Annotated in this window: 21 protein-coding genes and 1 pseudogene; 10 read left to right on the top strand and 12 right to left on the bottom strand. The window is 42.3% G+C overall.

Going from position 1 to position 25,577, the window contains the following annotated elements; all coding sequences use genetic code 11:
- Window positions 1-10 precede the first annotated feature (10 nt).
- From BO53_RS0105715 to BO53_RS0105695, 5 genes are all read left to right on the top strand, one after another.
- On the top strand, window positions 11-1,756 hold the full coding sequence (locus BO53_RS0105715) for a carbon starvation CstA family protein (RefSeq protein WP_031546420.1): 1,746 nt from the start codon (window positions 11-13) through the stop codon (window positions 1,754-1,756).
- Window positions 1,757-1,769: 13 nt separating this feature from the next.
- A complete protein-coding gene (locus tag BO53_RS0105710; RefSeq protein ID WP_031546418.1) occupies window positions 1,770-2,027 on the top strand; it encodes a cory-CC-star protein in 258 nt (85 codons plus the stop codon).
- A 21-nt stretch (window positions 2,028-2,048) separates the two neighbouring features.
- The gene (locus tag BO53_RS0105705; protein ID WP_031546416.1) at window positions 2,049-2,981 is read left to right on the top strand and encodes an ArsA family ATPase; all 933 of its coding nucleotides are present in this window, start codon (window positions 2,049-2,051) and stop codon (window positions 2,979-2,981) included.
- A gap of 154 nt (window positions 2,982-3,135) precedes the next feature.
- Window positions 3,136-3,651 (top strand): cupin domain-containing protein, encoded by a 516-nt coding sequence (locus tag BO53_RS0105700; protein ID WP_031546413.1) that lies wholly within the window; start codon window positions 3,136-3,138, stop codon window positions 3,649-3,651.
- Between the two features lie 166 nt (window positions 3,652-3,817).
- Complete coding sequence (locus BO53_RS0105695) at window positions 3,818-4,234, top strand: hypothetical protein (protein WP_031546410.1); 417 nt, start codon at window positions 3,818-3,820, stop codon at window positions 4,232-4,234.
- Window positions 4,235-4,427: 193 nt separating this feature from the next.
- Here BO53_RS0105695 and BO53_RS0105690 read toward each other — a convergent pair whose 3' ends face one another.
- From BO53_RS0105690 to BO53_RS0105675, 4 genes are all read right to left on the bottom strand, one after another.
- Window positions 4,428-5,504 (bottom strand): PIN domain-containing protein, encoded by a 1,077-nt coding sequence (locus BO53_RS0105690; RefSeq protein WP_031546408.1) that lies wholly within the window; start codon window positions 5,502-5,504, stop codon window positions 4,428-4,430.
- A 264-nt stretch (window positions 5,505-5,768) separates the two neighbouring features.
- Window positions 5,769-7,010, bottom strand: coding sequence for a restriction endonuclease subunit S (locus tag BO53_RS0105685; protein ID WP_051683027.1), 1,242 nt, complete (start codon window positions 7,008-7,010; stop codon window positions 5,769-5,771).
- Window positions 7,003-8,559 carry a type I restriction-modification system subunit M gene (locus BO53_RS0105680; RefSeq protein ID WP_031546403.1) on the bottom strand — a complete coding sequence of 519 codons (1,557 nt, stop codon included), beginning with the start codon at window positions 8,557-8,559 and terminating at the stop codon, window positions 7,003-7,005. The genes BO53_RS0105685 and BO53_RS0105680 overlap by 8 nt, the downstream gene beginning before the upstream one ends.
- A 33-nt stretch (window positions 8,560-8,592) precedes the next feature.
- Complete coding sequence (locus BO53_RS0105675; RefSeq protein WP_031546399.1) at window positions 8,593-11,379, bottom strand: type I restriction endonuclease subunit R; 2,787 nt, start codon at window positions 11,377-11,379, stop codon at window positions 8,593-8,595.
- Window positions 11,380-12,117: 738 nt separating this feature from the next.
- Between BO53_RS0105675 and BO53_RS0105670 the strand changes: the two genes are divergently transcribed.
- Entirely contained in the window at window positions 12,118-13,638 is a 1,521-nt protein-coding gene (locus tag BO53_RS0105670; RefSeq protein WP_031546397.1) for a P-loop ATPase, Sll1717 family, read from the top strand.
- 314 nt (window positions 13,639-13,952) lie between these two features.
- Window positions 13,953-14,201: a TetR-like C-terminal domain-containing protein gene (locus BO53_RS14190; RefSeq protein ID WP_169738729.1), complete on the top strand. Its 249-nt coding sequence runs from the start codon at window positions 13,953-13,955 to the stop codon at window positions 14,199-14,201.
- Window positions 14,202-14,532: 331 nt separating this feature from the next.
- Here BO53_RS14190 and BO53_RS0105665 read toward each other — a convergent pair whose 3' ends face one another.
- The 4 genes from BO53_RS0105665 to BO53_RS0105650 all read right to left on the bottom strand — a co-directional run bounded on the left by BO53_RS0105665 (window position 14,533) and on the right by BO53_RS0105650 (window position 18,333).
- Entirely contained in the window at window positions 14,533-14,997 is a 465-nt protein-coding gene (locus tag BO53_RS0105665) for a DUF2268 domain-containing putative Zn-dependent protease (RefSeq protein WP_169738728.1), read from the bottom strand.
- Between the two features lie 126 nt (window positions 14,998-15,123).
- Complete coding sequence (locus tag BO53_RS14185) at window positions 15,124-15,336, bottom strand: type II toxin-antitoxin system PemK/MazF family toxin (RefSeq protein ID WP_425414480.1); 213 nt, start codon at window positions 15,334-15,336, stop codon at window positions 15,124-15,126.
- Between the two features lie 109 nt (window positions 15,337-15,445).
- Window positions 15,446-15,724 carry an AbrB/MazE/SpoVT family DNA-binding domain-containing protein gene (locus BO53_RS0105660; RefSeq protein ID WP_051683026.1) on the bottom strand — a complete coding sequence of 93 codons (279 nt, stop codon included), beginning with the start codon at window positions 15,722-15,724 and terminating at the stop codon, window positions 15,446-15,448.
- A gap of 470 nt (window positions 15,725-16,194) precedes the next feature.
- Window positions 16,195-18,333, bottom strand: a complete 2,139-nt coding sequence (locus BO53_RS0105650) for an LTA synthase family protein (protein WP_031546388.1) — start codon at window positions 18,331-18,333, stop codon at window positions 16,195-16,197.
- 758 nt (window positions 18,334-19,091) lie between these two features.
- Between BO53_RS0105650 and BO53_RS0105645 the strand changes: the two genes are divergently transcribed.
- Together BO53_RS0105645 and BO53_RS13350 are read left to right on the top strand one after the other, a co-directional pair.
- Window positions 19,092-19,601: a cupin domain-containing protein gene (locus tag BO53_RS0105645; protein WP_031546386.1), complete on the top strand. Its 510-nt coding sequence runs from the start codon at window positions 19,092-19,094 to the stop codon at window positions 19,599-19,601.
- 96 nt (window positions 19,602-19,697) lie between these two features.
- Window positions 19,698-21,047 (top strand): annotated as a pseudogene (locus BO53_RS13350) (dihydrolipoyl dehydrogenase family protein).
- An 83-nt stretch (window positions 21,048-21,130) separates the two neighbouring features.
- Here the strand turns inward: BO53_RS13350 and abc-f are convergent.
- On the bottom strand, window positions 21,131-22,612 hold the full coding sequence (gene abc-f / locus BO53_RS0105635) for a ribosomal protection-like ABC-F family protein (protein ID WP_051683025.1): 1,482 nt from the start codon (window positions 22,610-22,612) through the stop codon (window positions 21,131-21,133).
- A gap of 268 nt (window positions 22,613-22,880) precedes the next feature.
- On the bottom strand, window positions 22,881-23,087 hold the full coding sequence (locus BO53_RS14035; protein WP_169738727.1) for a GNAT family N-acetyltransferase: 207 nt from the start codon (window positions 23,085-23,087) through the stop codon (window positions 22,881-22,883).
- A 316-nt stretch (window positions 23,088-23,403) separates the two neighbouring features.
- Here BO53_RS14035 and BO53_RS0105625 point away from each other — a divergent pair, with 316 nt between their 5' ends.
- Entirely contained in the window at window positions 23,404-24,225 is an 822-nt protein-coding gene (locus tag BO53_RS0105625) for a YihY/virulence factor BrkB family protein (RefSeq protein ID WP_031546383.1), read from the top strand.
- A 101-nt stretch (window positions 24,226-24,326) separates the two neighbouring features.
- Here BO53_RS0105625 and BO53_RS0105620 read toward each other — a convergent pair whose 3' ends face one another.
- Together BO53_RS0105620 and BO53_RS0105615 are read right to left on the bottom strand one after the other, a co-directional pair.
- Complete coding sequence (locus BO53_RS0105620; RefSeq protein WP_031546381.1) at window positions 24,327-24,791, bottom strand: TspO/MBR family protein; 465 nt, start codon at window positions 24,789-24,791, stop codon at window positions 24,327-24,329.
- 163 nt (window positions 24,792-24,954) lie between these two features.
- Window positions 24,955-25,455 (bottom strand): ferritin, encoded by a 501-nt coding sequence (locus BO53_RS0105615; protein ID WP_031546379.1) that lies wholly within the window; start codon window positions 25,453-25,455, stop codon window positions 24,955-24,957.
- Window positions 25,456-25,577 lie beyond the last annotated feature (122 nt).

The following is a 25,577-nucleotide window of genomic DNA, read 5'->3' as shown; positions in this document are numbered from 1 at the left end:
GGGAACTTCAATGAATGCCATACTCGTCGCAATCATCGGCCTCGGCGTCTTCGTCCTGGGCTACCGCTACTACTCCAAATTCATCGCAGAACGCATCTACCGGCTCGACCCCAACTATATGACACCGGCCCACAAGTACAAGGACGGCGTCGACTTCGTACCTACGAACAAATTCGTCCTCTGGGGCCACCACTTCACATCCGTCGCGGGGGCGGCACCGATCCTCGGGCCTGCCATCGCCGTCTACTGGGGCTGGCTGCCGGCCTTCCTGTGGGTCATCCTCGGGACCGTATTCGCCGCCGGTGTCCATGACTTCGGAACGCTCGCAATATCCGTCAGGAATAAAGGCCAGTCGATCGGTACGATCGCAGAAAAGTTCATCGGCCGGCGCGGCAAGATACTGTTCCTGTTCATCATCCTCACACTCGTGCTGATGATCAATGCGGTATTCGCCTGGGTCATCGCAAACCTGTTCATTACATATCCGGCAAGCGTCCTGCCCGTCTTCATCCAGATTCCACTCGCGATATGGATCGGCTACGCGGCATACAAGAAGAATATGAAGATGCTCGTCCCTTCACTGCTCGCACTTGCCGCCATGTATTTCGTCGCCGTCATTACGGCGGAAGTATCCTGGCTGCAGATCGACCTCGTGTCCTATATGGGTGGTGAGGAGGCTGCGGGACTGTTCGGCCTCGGTGCCGTATCGACGGCCTTCATGGTCTGGATTGTCATCCTGCTCATCTATGTCTATATCGCATCGACTCTGCCGGTATGGAAGCTGCTCCAACCACGGGATTTCATCAACTCCCACCAGCTGACCGTTGGGCTGCTCATCCTGTATGCAGGTCTGCTGCTGACGAATCCAACGATTAATGCACCGGCGACGAACGCCGATGCGGACACTTCCTGGCTGCCGCTGCTCTTCATCACGGTTGCCTGTGGTGCAATCTCCGGTTTCCACGGACTCGTATCTTCGGGTACATCATCCAAGCAGCTCGATAAGGAAACGGATGCCCGCTTTGTCGGCTACTTCGGTGCCGTCGGCGAGGGGATCCTTGCACTCATCTCCATCATCGCCGTCGTAACGCTGTTCAGCAGTGTGGATGACTTCTCTGCCACCTACTCGAGCTTCAATGAAGCCAATGCAACCGGCCTCGGCAACTTCGTCGAAGGGGCTGCGATTCTTGCCGGCGGCCTCGGCATCCCGGCAGCTGTCGCGACAACAATCGTCTCCATCATCGTCGTCAGCTTCGCTGCTACAACGCTCGATACGGCAGTCCGCCTCATGCGCTACATCATTGCTGAAATCGGCACCGAGTATAAAGTACCGTCACTCACGAAGAAGCATGTGGCAACAAGCATCGCCGTCGTCTCCACTGCCGCACTCGTACTGATTCCGGAAGGGCCGAACGGATTCGGTTCCGGCGGCTATCTCATCTGGCCGCTGTTTGGTACATCGAACCAGCTGCTTGCGGGCATCAGTCTGCTGCTGATTTCCATCTGGCTGAAGCGCCAAGGCATCAACTACGCCGTCACGCTCATCCCGATGATCTTCCTGATGTTCATGACACTCTATGCCATGTTCGTCCAGGTGTTCTTCGAATGGGCCTGGTACGCCGACGGCTCGAACCTGCTGCTGTTTGTCTTAGGCGCAATCATCTTCGTCTTTGCCATCTGGATCGTCATCACATCCATCCAGGCACTCTCCGGCAAATTCGATGATGAACTCGCGAAGCACCGCAATGACGAGTAAGGAGGGATAGCCCATGCTCGAAAATATCAAGAAGCTGATCCGGTACTACGAGGAAGTGCTCGAAATGCCCCACCGTACGGAAGTCGCCAGGGAGCTGAGGGACCAGGATGACCTCTTCCTGCTGCTCCTCTACTCCGAGATGATCGGCATACCGAATCCAGTCTACTACTACACGCTGGAACTGTACCCGCACATCATCGAGGACTTCCACGACTGGCATCTCCGCATGGGGATGGACAAATCGCCCCTTACCGGCATCCGCTGCTGCTGACTATACTAAAGGAGCATATCCATGAGCATTCATACAAAGAAGATCCTGTTCATCGGTGGCAAGGGCGGCGTAGGAAAATCTACGTCCGCTGCCGCCATCGCATGGCGACTCGCAAAATCCGGGAAGAAGACGCTCCTCGTCTCGACCGATCCGGCCCATAACCTCGGGCACATCTTCTCGCGTGACATCGGTGGGGAAACTGTACAGATTACAGATAACCTCCATGCGCTTGAGATCGACCCGGAGCATGAGACGAAGAAGTATATCGACTCGGTGAAGGAGAACATCAAGGGCACCGTCCAGTCCAGCATGATCGAGGAAGTCAACCGCCAGCTTGACACCGCCCAGGCCTCACCCGGTGCGGATGAATCGGCGCTGTTCGACAAGCTCGTCTCCATCATCCTCGAGGAGGAAGCCGAATACGACCACCTCGTTTTCGACACTGCCCCAACTGGCCACACCATAAGGCTTCTCACACTGCCGGAGCTGATGGGCGTGTGGATCGAGGGATTGCTGAAGAAGCGGCAGAAGACGAATGAGAACTACACCCAGCTCTTAAACGACGGGGAGCCGGTTGAAGACCCGATCTATGATGTCCTACTCACCCGGCAGAACCGCTTCTCACGGGCACGGGAGATCATGCTCGAGTCCGGCAAGACGGGATTCATATTCGTCCTGAACCCCGAAAGGCTGCCGATACTTGAAACCAAGAAGGCTGTAGGACTCCTCGACAAGTATCATCTGCATGTAAAGACGCTCATCATCAATAAGGTGCTGCCCGATGAAGCCGACGGCACCTTCCTTGCCCAGCGACGGGAGCATGAACAGCGGTATCTGAAGGAGATTGAAGATACCTTCACGGATCAGAACCTCATCCGAGTGGCCCTGCTCCCCCATGACATCACGACCATTGAGGAGCTCGACCGATTCAGCGCGTATTATGAGATGGACTGAGAAGATAAAAGGAGCCTCCACCACTGTGGAGACTCCCATATGTTGAATCTATTGGAGCAGAGCAATCTGCTCCTTTTTTATGGACTTTAAATGTAATGGTTAGCTTCAGTCAGAAGCGGTAAAAGTATAATAATCACTATTTGGAGGGATGAAGATGAAGCGTGCTGAGGATATTGAAATCATTCCAATAAAGGTCGAAGACGACGGCAAGATACCCAACCACCCCGACTTTCCCCTGCTGATCTATAAGAATGTGTTTGAAGATGGTGATGATATTCTCACCATCCTCAACGCCAATGGCTGGTCCGGGGAATGGCTCGGTTCCGTCCACCCTTTCCACCACTACCATAGCAACACCCATGAAGTGCTTGCGGTCAAAAAAGGACATGCCACACTGCAGCTTGGCGGTGAGCAGGGTGAAGTGGTAGAAGCGGAGAAAGGCGATGTCATCATTCTCCCTGCTGGTTATGGTCATAAGAAGTTAGAAGCAAGTAACGATTATGCGAATTACGGTGCCTACCCCGGAGGCGCCAGTTTTGATATGTGCTACGGGAAACCTGAAGAGCGGCCTGAGAAGGTGGAAAATATTAAGCAGGTTCCGATGCCTGGATGTGATCCTGTGTTTGGTATGAATGGATTATTCAATTATTGGAGGAAAACTTTACTTTAATCAAGATAAGAGCCTAAGCCTTAAACCAAAATAAATTTCCATATTGACCCCTTTAATATTTATTGTATCATTGCAGGGACAAAATCCAGTGCAACCTTCCGAAGTCTTTACAATTATATGGTAAGCTATGAGTAATCCACTATCTTTTCAGAAGGAGGAAATTAATTTGCCTAAAGTATATATTATCAATACTAATCAATCCCACAATCCTAAATGTGAGGACGAGATGTTAAGAGATCAGAAGTGCTCAGCTTATTATAATCCTTGGAAATATTATATTGATACAATTGAAGCTAATGATTTGGTTTTTTTATATTCAAGCAATGTCGGTATAATTGGACGAGGAATAGCTACTGGGATTATTGAATTATGTGATTATGAAGGAAATGAGAATGAAGAGCATTATATGCATCTAAATCGTTTTGAAAAATTAAAGGACCCTTTAAAAGCCTCTGAAGTAACTTCTATCATAAGAAAAACAGCAGGGAATGACTTTGATATTAGATGGAATCAAACCATGATACTAATTGCACATCAATTTGGTATCAAAGTGTGGCAACATATTACTAAAAATTGCTTATAAGTGGCTCTCACAACGAGAATTTAGGTTATGCTAAACTAGTTTAAATTTTTTTAAACCCTCCCCTTGATTAAAATTAAATAAAATTTTTAAACTTCATCTTTTTGTTAGAGTGTGGAATTAACTACAAGGAAAACTACTATCTCAATATTAAACATACTATTTTTTTTAGCCAAAATAACAGTAATCTTATATACTAATCTTCCTCTGAAAGTGTTAGTCCAGTAATCTCAAAAGAAATATCATTTTCTCCATCTATAAAAACATCTGTATGTATATATGAACGAAATGATTTTTCCAAGCTATTACTAGAACCTCTAGCTCGCACCTCAATTAAAGCATAATAATCACCCTCGATGTGATAATGGGAAAATTCAACTGGTAGTATATTATTAATGGTTAAATCAGTAATTTCAAAGATTCTTATTCCAGCACCATAGGCCTCTAGATCTTCTATCCAGTGCTTATATTGTAATAAGACTTCATTTACATTATTTTGTAAAAACTGTTTTATATGATGAGACTCCTCTATTTCTTCCAATAAAGAAGGAGAAGTTTTTTTAGAAATAGAAATTAAATGTGAAGTTATGTCTTCAAGGTTATCAAGAATTCTAATTGGCTCATTAAATTCATTTTGATATTCTTCCTCTAAGCTCTGATCAAAATCTTTATCTTTTGAAAAGAGCATTATTTCATAGTTAAGATGATTTTTTTTATAATCAATAATATTCTCCCATAAAATTGCGTCTTTGAATCCTTTATCTGACTGCCCTTTCTTCGCTTCAAAAGGACTTCTCTTTTCTAGAGCTCTATCAACTAATGAATGAAAAGATGCACTATACATGCTCATATTAGTCAAAATTGCATATTCATTTGCAAGTGTTTCCCGAATCTTTTCAAGTGCTGTAAGCGTGTACTTTTCTACATCAAACATTTCATCACGTTCTATTTCTATACCTGGTAATTCAGTGTTTTTGATAATGTTCTGTATCTTGATAACATTAGAATCATAGGTTTCTATGTATTGTCTTCTAAGTTCCTCTAAGGCAATATCTGGTACCACTAAGACTACTAATTCAATAAGGTTCAACTCTACAAGGGCTTTCTGTATTTTATTAAGACTACCTGTTAATTTATTTGGAGACTCAAATTCAAGACTCCCCCTTAATGTATTCGTTTCAAAGACTATACAAAGATGTTTGTTTAAACCTTTAGATGTATTGGCTTCATTATGGTTGTAAATATTAACATTAGCTTCAGAGTTCTGCTTCACAAATATTCCTCCTCTTTATAGGATAGAGAATTTTAAAACTTCACCTTTTGACTTTTATAATCTAATCTAGTCATATTTATTCATAATTCACGAGTAACTGTAATTCTTCAATTTTATATTCATCCCAAAAATACATGTTAAATGAATTTATTTAAAGTAAAATACTACAATTCTAGTCTTTCCACCAAACAGTAACAACTATAGCTTTATAACTTTTTAGTGAAAAGACTAGTAATAATAAAAATGTTAAGTTCTAGTTGCAATTCATATAAACATCTTTTGAAGCAAACTTTTCTTTTTTATTTTTAGAAGCGTTAATTTTTGTGTATTTCTTTCTAATATTTTATCAATAGTATTAAATAGATTTGAAATTTTTATTTGTTCCTCTTTTTTAGGAACTAATATTGTAAAGTTCCTCAGCCTATCTAAAGCTAACTTGGGTTGACTACTTGTGGTCTTCTCTCTATTTATATAAGTTTGTATCTTATTACTCTTCAAATAAGTATATAAGAAGTATTGAGAGATATTTTCTTCGTAATTTGTTATTTTATTGCAGTTCTCAGTTAAATTAGCATCTTCAAGACTCTGGTCAACTATACATACTTTACCCAATGTTCCTGCTATAGAAATAATAAGATCTCCTGATTTAACTTTATACTTTCGAATCAAAAGTTCTGTTTCTTTTGATAAATATTGAATATTTTTATAAGAAACATATTTGTCAGTCATATCTGAAACACTAATATAAGGTACGTTATCTTCTCTAACTGAAGTTAATTCATGTCCTTTGGGAAGTCTTTTTCCTGATTCCACATCACTTAATTCTTTAAGTTTCTTCTCTTGCCACTCCGGATAGTCATTACCATTCTCATCTTTGAACCTTAATTCTTGGGAGAAAATCTTTTGCATATACCCCTTCTTCTGTTCTTCCAATAATTCAAGCTTCTTCTCTTCCAACTCAATCAGTCGATTTAGCTTGGTAAATAAAGCGCTTATTTTATCCTGCTCTTCAATACTTGGATACTTCATTTCCAATTTTTTAATATCGTTATTATACAAATGTACTACTGTCTTACCTTGAGCATATTTAGCCAACTCAAATTTGTATTTACCATTAATCATTAGTGAAACAAAGTGGCCCTTCACATCTTCCTTTGGTGTCAATATATTTATATCCCCACCTGCTAATACATTGTCAACACCTACAGAACTAGCAGTAGCGATATCAATCGATGTTTCCCCCGAAGAAGGTATCAACACATCATTGAAAAAAGCATATTTCAATCTATTTTTTGGTAAATTTGTTTTACTATGAACTTCATTAATCTCTTCATTATATTTAGTGTAGAGCTCACCATATAATACACAAGAAGCTCCTTCATCAGATAAATCTGATTTGGATATGCCTTTTCCTTTTGAGAAACTCATTATTTCTTCCAGTTTCCTCTCTTCCCATTCCCCACTAAACTCTGGAAACCTCAACTCAGGTACATTCTGTTTACTCATCATACAACACACCCAGTTCTTTCAAATATCCATTAATTTCTTTTTCAAGTGTTTCGATTTCTGCATCGATTTCCTTTATGTCCTTCTGGACCTGCTGGAGGTCGACGGGTTCTTCTTCTTCAAAAGTATCGACGTATCTCGGGATGTTCAGGTTATAATCGTTCTCTTCGATCTCTCCGAGTGTTGCAACATAGCTGTATTTGTCTATAGTTTCCCTGTTACGGTATGTTTCGAGGATTTTCTCCACGTCTTCATCCTTCAGATGATTCTGGTTTTTGCCTTTTTCAAATGCATTTGAAGCATCGATGAAGAGGACATCGTCATCTGCCTGCCTATTCTTCTTGAAGACAAGGATGCATGTCGGGATGCTGGTGCCGTAGAAGATATTGGCTGGAAGTCCAATGACGGCATCGAGGTAGTTTTTATTTTCAATCAGATACTTCCGGATTGTACCTTCTGCTGCACCCCTGAAAAGGACACCGTGCGGCAGGACGACGGCCATCGTGCCGTGGTCATCGAGGTAGTGCACCATATGCTGGATGAAGGCGAAATCTGCCTTTGATTTCGGTGCGAGCTTGCCGTAGTCGCTGAACCGATCGTCCTCAAGGAATGAAGCATCTCCGCTCCACTTGGCACTGTATGGTGGATTGGCGACGACGGCTTCGAACTTCATATCACCGAATGCCGGCTCTTCGAGTGTATCGCCATTCTCTATGGAGAATGCCTTGTAGTTCACATCATGCAGAAGCATGTTCATTCGGGCGAGGTTGTATGTCGTACTGTTGTACTCCTGGCCATAGTAGTGTCTGACATTGGCATTCCTGCCGACACGGAGCAGGAGGGATCCGGAGCCGCATGTCGGGTCATAGACGTTTCTAAGGTTGTCTCTGCCGGTCGTCACGATTTCAGCGAGGATTTTGGACACTTGCTGTGGTGTGTAGAACTCCCCCGCCTTCTTGCCTGCTGTGGCGGCAAACTGTCCGATCATGTACTCATACGCATCCCCGAGCATGTCTATTTCGATATCACTGTGCACAAACGGTAATGTATTGAGATTCAACATGACTTTGGAAATGAGTTTCGTCCTGGCGGAGACGCTGTTGCCGAGACGTGATGATGTAAGGTCCATATCATCGAAGAGGTGAGTGAAATCATCCTCACTCTGTTCTCCGAGCGTCGATGCTTCGACGGCTGAGATGGCTTCAGAAAGCTTCTCGATGTCGAAGTCCCCCGCTTCAATCTCCCTGATCATCGTGCTGAAGAGATAGCGCGGCTCGACGACGTAGCCGATGCGTGTAGTGAGTTCTTCCTTCAATGCTTCCTGCATCTCTTCATCTTTCCAAGCTTCAGAGTAGGAGATATTATCCTCTCTCAGCATATCGTCGACTTCCGCTTCTGTCTTCTCAGACAGGAATCGGTAGAAGATGAGTCCGAGGATATAGTTCCTGAACTCACTCGCATCCATATTTCCCCTCAGATCATTGGCAATGCTCCATAATTTCTTGTGCAGCTCTGCCTGCTGCTGGCGCTGCTTTTCGGTTACTGTCATCATCTATGTGTTTCCTCCTGTATACTTATCCTGTTATTCTGCAAACCCGAACTTGCGGGTCGTCTTCTTGATGAAGTCGATCACCTTGTCGACCTTCTTCTTGCGTTTCATGAATGGACCCGACAACTCCTTCGAAATGTCCTTACGGTACAACTGTCCGCTGAACTGGTACTCGGTCAGGAACTGGAGCAGCTTTCCATGCTGCATGTCCATCTCTTCCGAGAACTCCTTGAGCACCTCATTCTGCTTGTCCTCTTCGAAATCGAGATAGACCTTATCGATATTCGCATCCTTATCAAGCGTCGGTACGACCTTGTCTAGGAACTCCCGGATGAGGTCGGCTTTGAGCCTGAGCTGCTCATCGTCCGCACGGTCAAGCAGCATCTTGATGTTCTTGCGCTCCTGTGCCTGCTGCTTTTTATCTTCAAGGTCGATGTTGCGGAGCAGCATGCGGATATAGTGGACGTTGATCTTGTCGTTGCGGATGAGTTCAATCTCGAAGTCGATGTCATTGATGACAGACACCTTCTCTCCTTCACTCTCACCGCGGACATACCGTTCATAAAGGTCGACATACTGCCCCTTGTAATCTTCATAGTCCTGTTCCGACATGCCGATTTCTTCCCGTGTAAACTCGAATGCTTCAAATGTCTTAAGCTTCACCAGTGCCCGGCCAAGTGCCCTGAATGCCAGGATGAATGATTTGATGATCGTTTCATCCTCAAGCACCTGCACATCACCAGGGTTCGGTGCAATGGCATGCATTTCATCTAGCGCCTTTTTGAACTCGTCCAAATACTCCTCATACGACTTGCTCAAGACGGTGTCCGTGCTGTCGGTCTTACTGAAGAGCTGGATGGCATCATCGGTCGCCTTCTTGAGGTTGCGATAGACGACGATATTGCCGAAGGACTTCTTCTGCTTCTCCACCCGGTTGGTGCGTGAGTAGGCCTGGATGAGGTCATGGTGCTTTAGGTTCTTGTCGACGTAGAGGGTGTTGAGCTTCCTGCTGTCGAATCCCGTCAGGAACATGTTGACGACGATCAGGATATCGATCTGTTCAACCGCCTTCTCCCCTTTGATCCGCTTCGACACATCCTCGAAATAGCTGCCATACGTATCGATGGAGAAGTTCGTGCCGAACTGTCTGTTATAGTCGCCGAGCACCCGGTCGAGCTGGTGCTTCGCGGCTTCTTTCGTGTCGCCGTCCTTCATATCCTGGTTCGTCTGATACGTGAAGATGGTCGCCACGTTGAGCGGACGTTCCGCTTCTTCGTTCACCTTCTGGAACATATCGTAGTACTTCATCGCCATGTCGATGCTCTGGGTGGCGAAGATCGCCACATATTCCCGGTCCTTCGTCTTCCTGTCATGAATCTGATGGATGTGCCGGGTGACGAGTTCAATCCGCTTGTCCGCCATCCATATTTCATCCGTATCGATCTTCGACACATACTGTTCATCCATCACCTTGAGTTCATCATTGATGGTGCTGATGTATTCCACAGAGAAACCGAGTACGTTGCCGTCTCGTATGGCATCCTTGATCAGATAGCTGTGCAGGCACGTATCGAAGATGTCCGCCGTGCTGCGTCCATCCTGACTGCGGTTCTCCTTGAAGCGCGGGGTACCAGTAAAGCCGAAGTACTGGGCATTTTTGAAGTGTTTGCGGATTTCCATATGCATGTCACCGAACTGTGAACGGTGGCACTCATCGATGACGAAGACCACCTTGTCCGTCCGGTAGTCGTCCATCACCGGGTGGTTGGATTTGATGGCATTCGTCATCTTCTGGATCGTCGTGATGATCATCGGCTTGCTTTTGTCACCGAGCTGCCTGAGCAGATGCTTCGTGTTGTCCGTATGGTCCACGGAGTCCGGTTCGAATTTTGTGAACTCCTTTTGCGTCTGGGTGTCCAGGTCCTTGCGGTCGACGAGGAAGATGACCTTCTTGATGTCCGGCTCCTGTGCCAGCAGCTGGCTCGCCTTGAATGAGGTCAGCGTCTTCCCGCTGCCCGTCGTATGCCATACAAAGCCGTTCCTGTCGGTGTTGAGCGCACGGTTGATCAGAGCTTCAGTAGCATACACCTGGTAGGGACGCATGACGATGAGGTTCTTGTCCGGCTCATTGACGATCATGTATCGGGAAATCATCTTCGCCAAGTGTGTTGGTGCCATGAAGCTGCCGATGAATGCATCAAGGTTCGTGATGCGGTTGTTCTCCTCATCCGTCCAGTAGAACATATGGCTCTTCATGATCTCCTTGTCCCCGTTGGCGAAGTATCTGGTGTCATTGTAGTTGCTGAGGAGGAATAGCTGCGTATAGCGGAACAGACCTGTGTAGTTGTCCCGGCGGTACCGCTTCACCTGGTTGAATGCCTCGTTGATCGCCACACCCCGACGTTTCAATTCGAGCTGCACCACAGGGAGACCATTGATCAGCACCGTCACATCATACCGTCCTTTGAACCTGTCCTCCACACTGATCTGGTTCGTCACCTGGAAGCTGTTCCGTGCGTAGTTCTTCTGGTCGAAGAACTCGAGATAGAGTTCCGTCTCGTCATCCCGCTTCAGCACAAACTTATCCCTTAGGATCTTCGCACTGTCGAATACACTCTTATTGTTGATCTGCGTCATCAGACGGCTGAATTCCTTGTCGGAGAGCGGCTCTGCCTTCAGCTTCGCATGACGCCTGTTCAGGATATCCCTGAAGTTCTGTTCCAGTGCCTCGTTGCTTCTGATCGGCACCCGTTCATATCCAATACCCTCAAGACGTTTCATGACCTTCGCCTCAAGAGTATCCTCTCTTTCGTAACTCATATGTCATTCACCCATTCTTGTCTATTGGAAGTTGCTTCCATTATACTATAGATGCCCCTCCAAAAAGAACATGTCGGTTGAATTTAATACAGACAGCCACGTTAAAGGTGGCCGTCTATTCGATGTTACATTTCCTTATCCATAAAATCAGGATTCCAGATGACTTTGTTACTTTTCTTATGTTGAGCCTGTTAACTTAAATTTGTGTATATTTTATTAAATGCTTTACATAATAACTCAGCATTCATCATGACTATTGATATATAAACTTTAAAAGTAAATAATCTTAATCAAAGTATTGCAAATTAATTTGGTTAAAATAGCTTAACATACTTGATAAAATCACTATATCTGTTCAGTTAAACCCATTTCAATCTATACTTTTCTATACGCCACTAAATAATTAAAATTAAAAACACTCCACCTTAAATTTAAATAGTGTGGTGATTAATTTCATATATTCTCCCTTTCTTTCCCACCTAGCTATTGGAGTTATATAATAATACATATAAAATAATGAATGACATAATAGCGTTAAGCTTATTCCGATAACACTCACGCTTACAGCACTGATAGAGTTTTGATTTTACTTAATAAATGGGGTCTATTAAGTAACCAATACTTTCTATCGCCCTCTTCCCTTTTTATGTATAATATACTTCAAGTATATTTAATTATGTTGTTTTAAGTGTTGTCTCTATATTTTTATCGATTTAATTACATAAGGAGGGTACACTTTTGCCAAATGAAATTAAGTTAAAGGATTTATTTGTTGGAGATATAGACGGAGAAGTGGAATCAACAAGAGAGGATTTCGAACAATTATTTTATACTAAAAATAGCAAATTCAATCATATTATTAATTCGGACAGATTTATTATTTCAGGAAGAAAAGGGACTGGTAAAACTATTCTTTCTCAATATATATTTAAACAAATGAATAAGAGGAAAGGTGTAGTTTGTAAAATATTTACTCGTCATGATTTTAAATTACAACAACTAATAGATTTGCAACACAGATCTCTACAAAGAGATGAAATCAATCATTTTTGGAAATGGCTATTCTTAATTCAGTTAGGGAAAAGTATTTTAGAAATTGATAGAATTAATAAATGGATTCCTTTTACTTCAGAGTATAAATTAAAACAGTTTTATTCAGAAAAATATCCAGAAAATTTATTTAGATTAAATGAATATGATACCTCAAAAACTCAAAATACAACATTAAAAGGGCAGAAAAAGTTAATGAGGGACACCATTGGAGCATCTATAGAAGATACTCATCAAACCAACAAGAGCTTTATCAAAACAGAATACTACGAACTAATTTCTTTGTTAGAAAAAATGGTATTGAATTGTATGAAAAAAAATAAAGATTCGGTTTTAATTTATGATGATTTAGATGAACTAGAAGATAGAATAGGAGAAGACTCTAGTTATTATAAAGTATTAATCTCAATGCTTGAGACAATCAAAACTATTAATTTAGAAATCAAAAAAACAGGGAGGCAGAATTCTAAAATTATTGTAGTGTTACGAAGTGATATAATAGATGACCTTCATAAATACTCCAGTAATTCGAATAAGTTAACAACGGGAAGTAAAACTGATTTGTATTGGATATCAAAAAACTATAATAAGCCGGAAGAACATCCCTTAATGGAAATGCTGCTAATTAAAATTAAAAATTCAGTGCCCGCATATAAAGGCCTAGACAATAGTAGTTTATATAAACGATTATTCCCTAGAAAAATTGAAAATAAAGAAGTCATCGACTACCTTCTCAATTACAGTTTTGGAAGACCAAGAGATATAATAAGGTTTCTAACATTAGTAATGGAGAGTTTTCCAAATGAGCGATCTTTTCATCCTAGTTTTTTTAAAGAATGTGCTCAAGACTATTCAAAGTGGTTTTACAACGAATTAGAAAACGAAATAAGTATAAGCAAAGATAAAGATTTCTTACTAGATAGCCTTAGGTTAATAAATGATTTGAAGAAACGTACCTTTGACATAGATATGATTGAAGATTTCTTTCTAAAAAATCAACAAAACTATGCCAATATTACTGATTTGAAACTTTCATTAAAAAAACTATATAAATACGGAGTGATTGGTAATTCTTGGATTCATAGAAGGAGACCAAATAAGAATGTTTATCACTATGCATGGGGCTATCGAGATGATGCAGATAATGAACCTAACTTTTCCCAATCATTTGTAGTTCATTATGGTTTAAGAAAGTTTTTCTCACTATAGACTAAATAAAAAAGGATGCTGTTTTACAGCATCCTTTTTTCATGGCTCTTACGTCCATAGATTATTTCTGAGCTCTTAGTGTCTCAATTTTTTACATAAACTGATTAGCATATGCTAGAAAACACTTGATTTATAAATTATATATCCTCTCCTGCAGTAAGTCAAACATTTTTTCAGTTAATTGACATGTATATTTATTTCCAACAATTTTTTCAAATTCAACACTTCATCAACTTAATAAATTATTTATAATATAGAAGTATAGAGTTTTTAACATATATAGTTAAGTATTTATATGCTTTCATAAGTACTCAGTGAAAGTTATTTTGCATTCGATGACCACTAAACTTACCAATACGAATGAACTAAATATAAAAGATAATAAAATAAGCAGTGAGTTGATTGCTAGCTATATTTCTTATGCGATAGTAGGACTAATATTAGAATGGTGTCAAAATGAATATGAATATTCTCCAAAAGAAATGAATAGGCAACTGTTAGAACTTATGAGAGTTTCACCATATAAAACCTTTAATACAAAAGCTCGTGATTTATATAGATAATACTCATATATTAAATTGACAAAAAGACAAAATATCTATTATACCTACTATTGTAGAAAGGTTAATCACTTTTTAAGGCTTGACCAGTTTTAATTGAAGTCCATTTCTACATTCATATATCAAGTAGTTGGACTTAAAAATAAAAGACTAAAAACTGCATTATAAACTGATACACTGAATCTTATATGCTTGTTAGAATATGCCGTCCTGTTAATATTTAATAACTGACTCCGAAGGAAAATGGTTGATCACAGGGAATAGACAATAAATTTTTACTCGGATAAACAAACTAGAACTCATGGAGATATAGAAATTTTAGTTTTCGGGAAGATTAAGAGATAATTATCGGAATATTTATATAAAATATCCTTGGTTTCGCTTCATTGAGTTCCAATTCATTCGTAACCAAAGGGGCGAGGGTGGCCAATCCTTCAGCTATAGCAAGCTGCGCCACCGCCATACCCATTTCTTCATTTACTTCTTCTATACTGTTGAACCTGACAAGATGGTTGAATTCATGTTGGATCAGCATTTTGATATCCGAATTTCTTAGGCGTTCTAGTCCTAAGTAGAGAAAGGGACTCTCACTTGGGAGAGCAGTACCATCTACGTGTCCTAATCCTACTAATAAATAGACATCATAGTAATCTGCGAAATTATAGTAATCTGCAGAATCAGATATTATCTCCTTAAGTTCTTTGACTGGATGCATTTGTATTGCGACCTCAGCTTCTTTGCTTAAAGTTTCTAAATCCATATCTCTGACCTTGTCTTTGATGGACTCCATATCCATCATGTACAATGTCTTAAATGTCGTACTGAGAGGTCTATGGTAAAAGTAGAATATTCCATCCATGCATCAACATTACCTTTTGTCTCAATATTGCTCAAAGCATGATTCTAGACCCTGGGTCAATCACTTTTATTTTTTACACAATACGTAACCTGTGGTTCCATTATTTTTCGTCCTGCCGCTTATAGCAACATGTGTCGGATAGCCTTTATCAGTATTGGTTATGGGCAGGACCCAGATCAAACCCGTGTATCTATGTACACTTTCTTCCGATACAACAATGGCGGGTCGATATTCTTGCTGCTCATGTCCTTTCGCTGGCGACATATTAATCTTTATAATATCTCCAGCCTTAAAAAAACGCTGTCATATCCATCCCTCCAAAAATAAAATCTGTACCCTTTTGCTGAAGCATGAGTACAGACGCATGATTTTTAAGCTGATCAATAGATCACCATTCTTCTTTTCCCATCGGCTCCGTTTCCTCCCAAAGAGATTCAGTTTCAGGCTTCTCACCTTCGTAACCGTCAAATAACTTTTGGAACGGAGTCAGTTTGTTCTTCGGTACCAAAGAAATCCGATTTGGTTCCACTTCCAGCTCAAGCTCGGTGTCGTTTACATCAAACCCTGCTTCATTCAAGATCTCGCGAGTAAGTTTGACGCCTTGGCTATTGCCCCATGGACGGATTCTGGCTTCACGATGCAGTACTTTGCGTTTTGTATCATCCATACTGCTCGACCTCCTCGAGATTGTTTAGTATTTATAGTATATTCGATGTGTAAATATAAGCCAATTGAGAGCCTTGATTCGTCATTCATTTACAATTGGGGCCCATAGAATCTTTATTATGAACATCATGATCTGCTTAAATCACATCTTGTCAGGATTCAGGTTGATAAAGAATGGGCCCCGCTCATTCATTCTGGAGTAGGCGCATAAAAAGACAGGTATGTATAAACAAGCTATAATCCCTTTGGTAAATCAGGATCTATGGCCACAGTCGTTGGGGTTTATCCTGTATGTTTCGCGAAATGAATAGGACTGAAGGGATGTTAAATGACAATGGTATGCTCCCTTCAAAGTTTTCACTTTTTCAAGTGTCTATTTTGAAGAGAGCATACCATTTTTCTGAAGGGGCTTTTAAAGATGAATATATTATCTTTTAAGCTTCAATATTCTTATTTTTGTTTTGATCTGATTCATTCCGGCCGACCAGGCGGATTAGAGCCTTCATAGGATGCACCACTTCCATACTCTTCCAGCTCCGGTGCATCTGTTTCATATAGTTCCATGCTCGATTCTCCACCATATTGTTCAATCAGGCTCGTTTCTTTATCTGGGTGCTCTTCGAGTATATCTAATTGATCACGGTACAAATAATCGATTTCTTTTAATCCATCCAGAGGTTCAGGGTTATAGAAACGCAGCAGATCTTTCATCAGAATTTCGTTGGAATGGCTTAATTCTTCTCTCGCTTCGTCTCTATAGCGATAAAGTTCTTCCAATTCTTCTTCGGTAAATTGCTCCTGCAATGCCTCACCTGTCTCTGTATCATAGATTTCCTGTTCAAAGAAAGTATATTCAGGCGTCACTACACGTCCATTTCTGAGTGGGACGGTATCATCGTGTTCTTCTGATAAAATATCCTGCCCCATAAATAAATAACCATCTGTTTCCATGCCCAGTAAATGCATTAAGGTTGGAAGCATGTCCACCTGACCACTGTATGTGTCAAACACTTCACCATTTCCAACACCGGGAACATGCATGATGAACGGCACTCTTTGCATTTGAGTGTCATGGTATTGATTCCACTCCTCCGGATCTTCACCCACTAAAGGTGCCAATTCCGGGTTTCTCATATCAGAAATACCATAATGGTCACCGTACATGACTATGATCGAATCTTCATATAAGCCGCTTGACTTTAAGTAATTGAAGAATTCCTTCAACGCCTGGTCAGCATAATGTGCTGTGACGAAATAATTGTTGATTGTATCATCCTCTGTCTGGGCAGCTGGAAACTCCACATTTTCCTCATCCAATGGATATGGGAAGTGATGAGAGACGGTGAGGAACTTGGAGTAGAATGGTTGAGGGAGCTGTTCAAGATACTCTACCGAATCATGGAAAAACAATTTATCTTTCAAGCCATATTCCATTGATCTGTCCCCGGACACATCATAAAACTCGGCATCAAAGAAGAAGTCATAGCCGAAACTTTGGTAAGTATCCGTCCTGTTCCAAAAAGAGCCAACATTCCCGTGAAAAGCAGCTGAGGTATAGTCCCCATGCTGGGCCAAAATATTTGGCGCTGAATGAAATGTATTTGTGGATCCCAATGATTGAAAAACACTGCCTTTAGGGAGACCGTACAGTGACAACTCACCTAAAACTTCAGCGTCTGATGACTTGCCCTGGCCGGTCTGATGGAAAAAGTTTTCAAAACTGTATGAGTCTTCATTGTCAAAGATGCTTGAAAGAAATGGCATGACTTCGTGAGTTTGACCATATTCATCTTCCAGTTCGTAATCAATTAAAAACTGCTGCACACTTTCCAATCCAATTACAATCACGTTGCGGCCCTCTGCCGCCCCAAAGTATTCTGGATTTGGCGCTGCATGGTTTTCGGCCGAAAAGTTAAACACCTTCCCTAAATCTGACTCGTCAGCACTCACGCGCATCTGGCTGTTTTGAGATGATTGGAAAACATCATAACCGGTAAAGAAATTCAAACCTAAGTATTTAACTATATAATTCCTGTCAAAAGTGCGCGTTAATAATTGAGGGCGGTCAATTTCCGCCAATATCAGGTTCCCTACCAAAAGTAGGACACCCACTAATGTAACCATGGCTTTAGTACGCCTCTTATGTTCTTTCTTATCTTCAGCGAGCGGTGCCTCCTTTTTATAAAAGAACAGATAGACAAACAACATGATATCGACCCAGTATAAAAAGTCCCAAATCCTCATCATTTCAAATATGGAAGCAAATAAGCCGGTGGTCACATTATTAGTGCCCGATACAATATTAAATGTCAGAAAATCAGCGAATTCCCTGTAATATAGTATGTTCGAATATAATAATAAAGTCATTAAGAGTAACATTATGAACATTGCCCATTTTCTTAAACTTGGACTACTGAAAAATAGCGCGATGGACAACAATATGATACCGGTAGCAACCGGGTTGATGAACAATATGATGTGTTCGAATATACCTGATACGCCCAGACTGAATTCAATCCAGTAAGCCATGTATGTTTTCAACCAGAACAAAAAAAGGAACAGGATGAAATATCCATAGCGTCTATTCAATAATTCTTTTATATTTGACATATTTTCACTTCCCTATTCTCTACCTTGCCTCTTAACCTCCAATGGTTCATAAAGGTTCCATATGAATCATTCATAGTGAATTAAGGTAGCGTGAAATATAAGAAAACCCCTTAAATAGCGTGGAGGGTCTAGTGACGGGCAACAAGTAAAATTGAAGTGCCTCAACATCAATATATGGACAGTTGCTCCATCCACTTCATTGAGGTGTCACCCCTTGTGCAGAGCCTGTATTGATGATTCTTATCTTTACACTTACAGCCTCGGATTTTTACAAATCCTTTACGAACTTTATCAATACTCTTTATTATAGAACAATATGTAGTTTTTAAGCAAAAAATACTCGTTTATCAACAATGCATTTACAGTTATTTAATAAAATAAATCAGTTTCCTATAGAGCGGTTTGCTGTATTGTTCGGTTATACCGCATGAAATAGCCCCCAAGGGATCATTAAAAAAATAAGACCCTCTACTCCAGTTCGATTGAGATAAGACGAGAAAACCAAGTTGAATAGTTAAAACGCAATAGAATATGAAAGGCTGCCGCAAGACATTACGACCATCAAGGAACTCGACCAATTCAGTGAGTATTATGAAATGGACTGAAAATAAAAGGAGCCCCTGCCACTGTGGAGGCTCCCCGATATAGAAGTTGTTGGAGCAGAGCGATCTGCTCCTTTCTTATGGGCTTTTACTGAGAATGGTTAGTCTCAGGCAGAAGCGGTAAAAGGATAGCAATCACTATATGGAGGGATGAAGATGAAACGCGCTGAAGATATTGAAGTGATTACAATCAAGATCGAGGACGATGGCCAGATACCCAACCACCCCGCCTTTCCCCTGCTGATCTATAAGAGCGTATTTGAAGAGAGTGATGACATTCCCGCCATCCTCAACTCCAATGACTGGTCCGGTGAATGGCTCGGCTCCGTCCATCCTTTCCACCACTACCACAGCAACACCCATGAAGTGCTTGCGGTCAAAGAAGGACAGGCCACACTGCACCTCGGCGGTGAGCAGGGCGAGGCAGTGGAAGCTGAGAAAGGCGATGTCATCATCCTGCCTGCAGGCTATGGACATAAAAAAATTGATGCGAGTGAGGATTATGCAAACTACGGTGCCTATCCAGGCGGTGTCGACTTTGATATGAACTATGGTAAAGCAAAAGAAAGGCCTCAAACAATCGACAATATCGCACAAGTTCCACTCCCCGATTACGACCCCGTATTCGGTCAGGACGGTCCGCTCTTTTATCGTTGGAGACGCTGATGCCGAGATGAAAATAAAAGGCATATAAGTTTGAACATCCTGGTTTTAGAGAAGATATGTAGGAAATTATTTAAACCGAATAGGAGCTGTTTAAAAATGAAAACGAATTTTGATTTGGTTGTAGTCGGCACAGGTTCTGCTGCATCCACTGCAGCAATGGAGTGCAGGGAAGCGGGATGGGAAGTCGCCATGATAGACTCTCGCCCCTTTGGAGGCACTTGTCCTTTGCGAGGGTGCGACCCTAAAAAAGTTCTTGTGGGGGCAGCTGAGATGATTGACGGGGTGGAAAGAATGCGCGGCAAAGGGGTGGCTCATGGTGCCACCATCGACTGGTCCGAATTGATGGCGTTCAAGCGGACATTCACAGAACCGGTGCCTGACGGAACAGCCAAGAAGCTGCACGAGGCAGGTATCCATACGTTTCATGGACAGGCTTCCTTTGTAGATGAAGAAACGATTCAAGTTGGAGATAATCAGCTTACAGGCAAGCACATTCTGATTGCGAGCGGTGCAAAGCCGGTCGAGCTGCCAATCGAAGGGATCAAGCATCTGACATATAGCGATGAATTCTTAGAACTGGATGAATTGCCTTCAAAAGTGGTTTTTGTCGCTGGCGGATATATCTCATTCGAGTTTGCCCATATCGCAGCCCGCGCCGGTGCCGAAGTGCACATCATCCAACGTGGGGAGCGACCACTTAAGAACTTTGAACCGGAGCTCGTCGATCTGCTGGTGAAAAGTTCTGAAGAAAACGGTATTCAAATCCACTTGAACACAGAAGTCAAATCCATTGAAAAGACGGAATCTTCCTTTACGGTCGAAGGCACGCAAGGTGAGTAATCCTTCAAACTGGAAGGCGACCTCGTCGTACATGGCGCAGGCCGCGTCCCTGAAATCGATGATTTGGATCTTGAAAAAGGAAATGTAGACCGGGAGAAAGAGGGTGTCTCCGTCAATGAGTATCTGCAAAGCATCAGCAACGCCCGTGTCTATGCGGCGGGAGATGCAGCAGCGACAAAGGGACTGCCCCTGACACCGATCGTCTCCATGGAATCCCAGGTCGTGGCTACCAATCTGCTCAACGGAGATCAACGGACATCGAACTACGAAGTAATGCCGAGTGTTGTATTTTCACTGCCAAAACTCTCGGCAGTGGGATTGTCGGAAGAATCGGCCAGAGATCAAGGATACAATATCAGAGTCAATAAGATCGATACTTCGGAATGGTATACTTACAAGCGGACAAATGAAAGGTACGCAATGGTTAAAATCATCATCGATGAAGATAAAGATCAGGTGCTCGGTGCCCATCTGCTCAGCCGGGAAGCGGATGGACTCATCAAACATTTCGCCACTGCGATTCAATTCAAGCTGAAAACAGAGGACCTTAAACAGATGATTTATGCCTACCCTACTGTTGCTTCTGATCTCTGTTCCATGCTTTAAAAAATTGAATCTGTTCCATATAAATAAATCACCAAACACAAATCTCCCCCAACCTACTTTTACAGATTGGGGGGATTCGTGTTTTATTTCTGCAGATCAACCAGCCGCTTCTTCTCTTCCAGCAACTCCTTGAACTCCGTGTCCAGTGCTTCTGTCGACCCATCTGCCATGTCACTCAGTACTTTGGAGATTTTATTTTCAACCACCATCAATGCGTCTGCACTCTCATCTTTAGGACGGACTGCCACGTTCTCCTTCAATGTCTTATCTTTAATGACATATTCCTTATCCGATACATTCTCCTTGAACCGTCTGTCGTGACTGATGGTGACGACAGCGTTCGGGTAGTTTACAACCATCGATTCCAGAGCCTCGACTGAATTGATGTCCAGATAGTTGGTCGGCTCATCCAAAATCAGAATATCCGCGTCCATGACCAGTATCTTCACCAGCTGGACTTTAATGCGCTCTCCGCCACTGATCAGTCGAACCGGCTTATGCACATCATCCCTGCGGATATTGAGCCGGCCCAATATGATCCTGACTGTTGTTTCATCATAGATGGCAGTATCCATCACATTCTCAAGTAGCGTCCTTGATTCATCCAGCCCTTCCAGGTTCTGATGAAAGTAGCCGATATTAAGCTGTGCTTCATACTTTGAGCAGATATGGTTGATCAGCGTTGTCTTGCCACTGCCATTCGCCCCGCTGATGGCGATCTTTTCTCCATTGCGGATATATAGACCGGGACCTTGTATCAGCATCCTGTCGCCGATGCTGACATCGGATTCAAAACGGATGATCATTTTGTTGCCGTATTTATTCTGCGTGTCGCTATGGAAGATGATGTCCTTCTGCTCCACCGGCTTCTCCTTCTCTTCCAGTTGATTAAGACGTGAGGCCATCGCCTTCGATGTACTGTGCAATTTCTTCTGCAGTTTATTATAGTAGGGGCTCGATCCACCATCACCATGGTCCACCCCTTCAGCGACATTCGACCGTGCCGCCTGGTCGCTTTTGCGCTTGATCTTATCCTCCAGTGCTTTCTTCTCATTCACGTACTGACGATATTCCTCATGCTCCCGTTTCAGTTTCTCTTCTTGGATTTGCTTGAATTTCGTGTAGTTCCCGGGATACTTCAATAGCGTCTTCTGTTCGATCGACCAGATTTCAGACGTCACCTGATCGAGGAAATGCCTGTCGTGCGAAATGACGACTACAATACCACCGTATCGTTTCAGTTCCCCCGTCAGCCATTTGATATTATTTTCATCCAGATGGGTCGTCGGCTCATCGAGCAATAGTATCTCACTGTACTGCTTCAGCCCATCCATGAGATATTGCTTGGTCGTCTCTCCCCCGCTTTTGGCAACTTCTGCTTCTTTAATCTGGGGGACGTAGCTGACATCGTCATGCGTCTCCAAAATTCTACGAAACAGTGTTGTCTTTCCTGACCCGTTATCCCCGATCAGACCGATAATTTTCGGATCGACGACTCTCAACTGGTCGACATGCAGGAGCTGTTCTCCTTCGACTTCCAAGGTAAGATCATTGATTTCCAACATAAAAAAACACCTCATTTCCTGTCGGAATAAGGCGCAAATATCCAAAAATGGGTGCAGAAAATACACATACCTGTCCACTTTATCCGATATAACCCTTATCCCGACATAAATTTCCATCACGAAATAAACCATGACGTATTATGTTGTCGTTTAGAATAAGGATTATTTTCTCATCGGCCTAAAGTTCACCCCTTTAACTTGTTGGTGCAATTTTATCATTTTATTCAGTTTTCGGCAATGACTGTGGTCCGCGCCATTCTTTACAATCTTATTGTAATGGGTGATCTGGACCCTTCAAATCCAGCACCATCAAGTGTTCATCATAATACCTTTCGCCATCATACATGGCTTTCGGTTCCGTGCCGTATACTTCAAAGCCGAATGACGCATTGAATGCCATGGCTCTTGTATTTTCAGTAACTACTGAGAGCAAATATATCCATGAGCCAATTGATAGCCTTGCTTCATCATTCACAATTGAGACCCATACTATCTTTAAGTATATGTAAATTATACTTGGCCCGACATTTTACAGATATGAGTATCATGCTCCATTTAAATCGTATTGTGGTAAGCTATTGTATTTTATTCTTTAATCATAAACGAGGGTGTCATTGAGAAATCAATTTGAAAAAGAATGGGGCTCTCGTTATTCATTCTTGAGTAGGGGGATAAATAGTCGGGTATGTATAAACAAGCTGTAACACCTGCGGTGAAGTAAGATCCACGACCATAATTGTTAGGAGTTATCCTGTATATTTTGCGAAACGAATAGGACTGAAGGGGATCAAATGAGAATCCGGATGAAAGACTTTTTCAAAAAGCTGGTCTACTATTCCTTAAAAGATAAAGTGTTTGATATGGCTGCACAGCTTTCTTATTTTCTGCTGCTCGCGATATTCCCATTTTTGATTCTGATATTCACCCTGCTGCGATTCTTGCCGATTTCAACCGGTTCAGTTCTGGATTTCATCGCCCCGTATGCACCAGAGGGGGCGATGCGGCTGATTGAAGACAATTTGTATCAGGTGCTTGAGGTTACAAGGGGAGACTTGTTGTCGATCAGTATGGTAGCGACGATATGGCTGTCTGCAATGGGTGCCAGTGCATTGATACGGACATTGAACAGTGCGCACCAGGTGGAAGAGAGCCGGCCTTTCCTCAGGGCTCTTGGTGTTGCAGTGCTGCTCACCATCGGTATGATCCTCGGTGTGATCTTTTCTCTAATATTGATGGTGTTCGGAAGAGAGATCGGGTTGTCCATTACTTCCCTATTGGGGGTCGATGCTTCTTTCCTGCAGGATTGGAACACATTCCGCTGGACTTTCAGTTTCATTATATTAGTAGGCCTGGTGGCAGGTCTGTATTACTTTGTGCCGAATAAGAAATTACGCTTCCTCCACATCCTTCCCGGCACATTGTTTGCTGTGGCTGGATGGCAGCTGGCTTCGCTCGGGTTCTCATACTATGTGAGCATCGCTGATTATTCCCTCATTTACGGAAATCTTGGAACCATCGTGATTATGTTGATCTGGCTGTATTTATCTTCCCTGATCGTTTTAATAGGCGGGGAAATCAACGCCATCATAAGCGATAATAAGAGAGAAGGATAAAATAATTTAAGATCCTAACAAAAAACGATCTCAGGGGATCTGTTGCTCCTGAGATCGTCTTTAATTATGGGGCAGAATTTATATTTCAGACCCATCCTTTACTATTTTGCGCGGTTCAGATACCAGCTGCCCAGTGTCAGGTAAGCTGCGAATGTTGTCCATAGTGTATACGCCAGCAGGATGATGCCGGCCAGTCTGCTTACTTTGAAGAATTTCACTAATACAGCGTACATCGTAATCCAAATCATAATACTGTTCACCAATGCCAATTGACGTTTTCTGAGACGGAAGAATAGGAAAGACCAAGTGTAGTTGATCATGAGATGAACCTTGAAGAGCCTGCTTGCCTTACGGTCCCCTTTTCTTTTGACGAGGGCGTGAGCCAGTCCCATCGTCAGATAAAGGAAAGTCCACATGGGGGCAAAGATTTTACGTGGCGGGGCAAATGGAGGCTGCTTAAGCTTCTTGTATTGCCTTGGTGCCGATTTGGTAGATAATTTACCGACCGTCTTGCCTAATATGAGCGGAGTGACAAGATGAAATACAAACTGGATGATTGGTTTCATGGAATCTCCTCGTTTCGTAATTTGATACCAAGTATATACCATATTCAGGTTAAGGTAATATTGATACACATCAAAATACAATAATCATCAATGATGCAAATGGGGAAATAAAAAACCTGACAGAAATATATTCTGCCAGGTTTTACACATTCAATTGATTATTTTATTCTCCCTCAAACTTATGCTTAGCGAGCTCCCGTTCATAAATGAACAACGCATTATTATCATCCTTAATCCGTTCAAGATAGTCGATATGACGTTCGAAAGTGGATTCTTCCTCAACTTGCTCATCCAGGAACCATCTGATGAAAGATAACGTGGCATACTCTTTCTCTTCAGTCGCGATATCAGAAATGTTGTAGAAGGATTCCGTGACTTTTCTCTCCTGATCCAACCCCGCCTTAAAAGTATCCAGGATGGAATCATAATTCACCCTTGGAGCTGGAATTTCTTTAAAGACGGCATGAATTCCACGGTCATTCAAATAATCATAGAGTTTCATACCGTGGAAACGCTCCTCTTTGGCCTGCTGGATATAAAAGTTCGCGAAGCCATCATAACTTCTGGACTCACAATACGCGCCCATAGCCATATACTCATGTGCTGCTGCAAATTCATTATTCATCTGATCATTCAATGCTTCTTTGAGTTTTTCCGATAACATGTTATACACGCCTCCCTTTGGGTTGCTTATTTATCATTACCCTCTCATCACGGAATATATCATTTGAACCATCAGCAAAAGCAATACTATGACGTCTAGACATGAAAAAACCTCCCAAGTCC

Origin of the sequence: Salinicoccus luteus DSM 17002 (genome assembly GCF_000712035.1) — a bacterium.
GTDB classification, from domain to species: Bacteria; Bacillota; Bacilli; order Staphylococcales; family Salinicoccaceae; genus Salinicoccus; species Salinicoccus luteus.
Note: the sequence above shows the minus strand (reverse complement) of the source record. Positions and strands in the feature narration are given on the sequence as shown.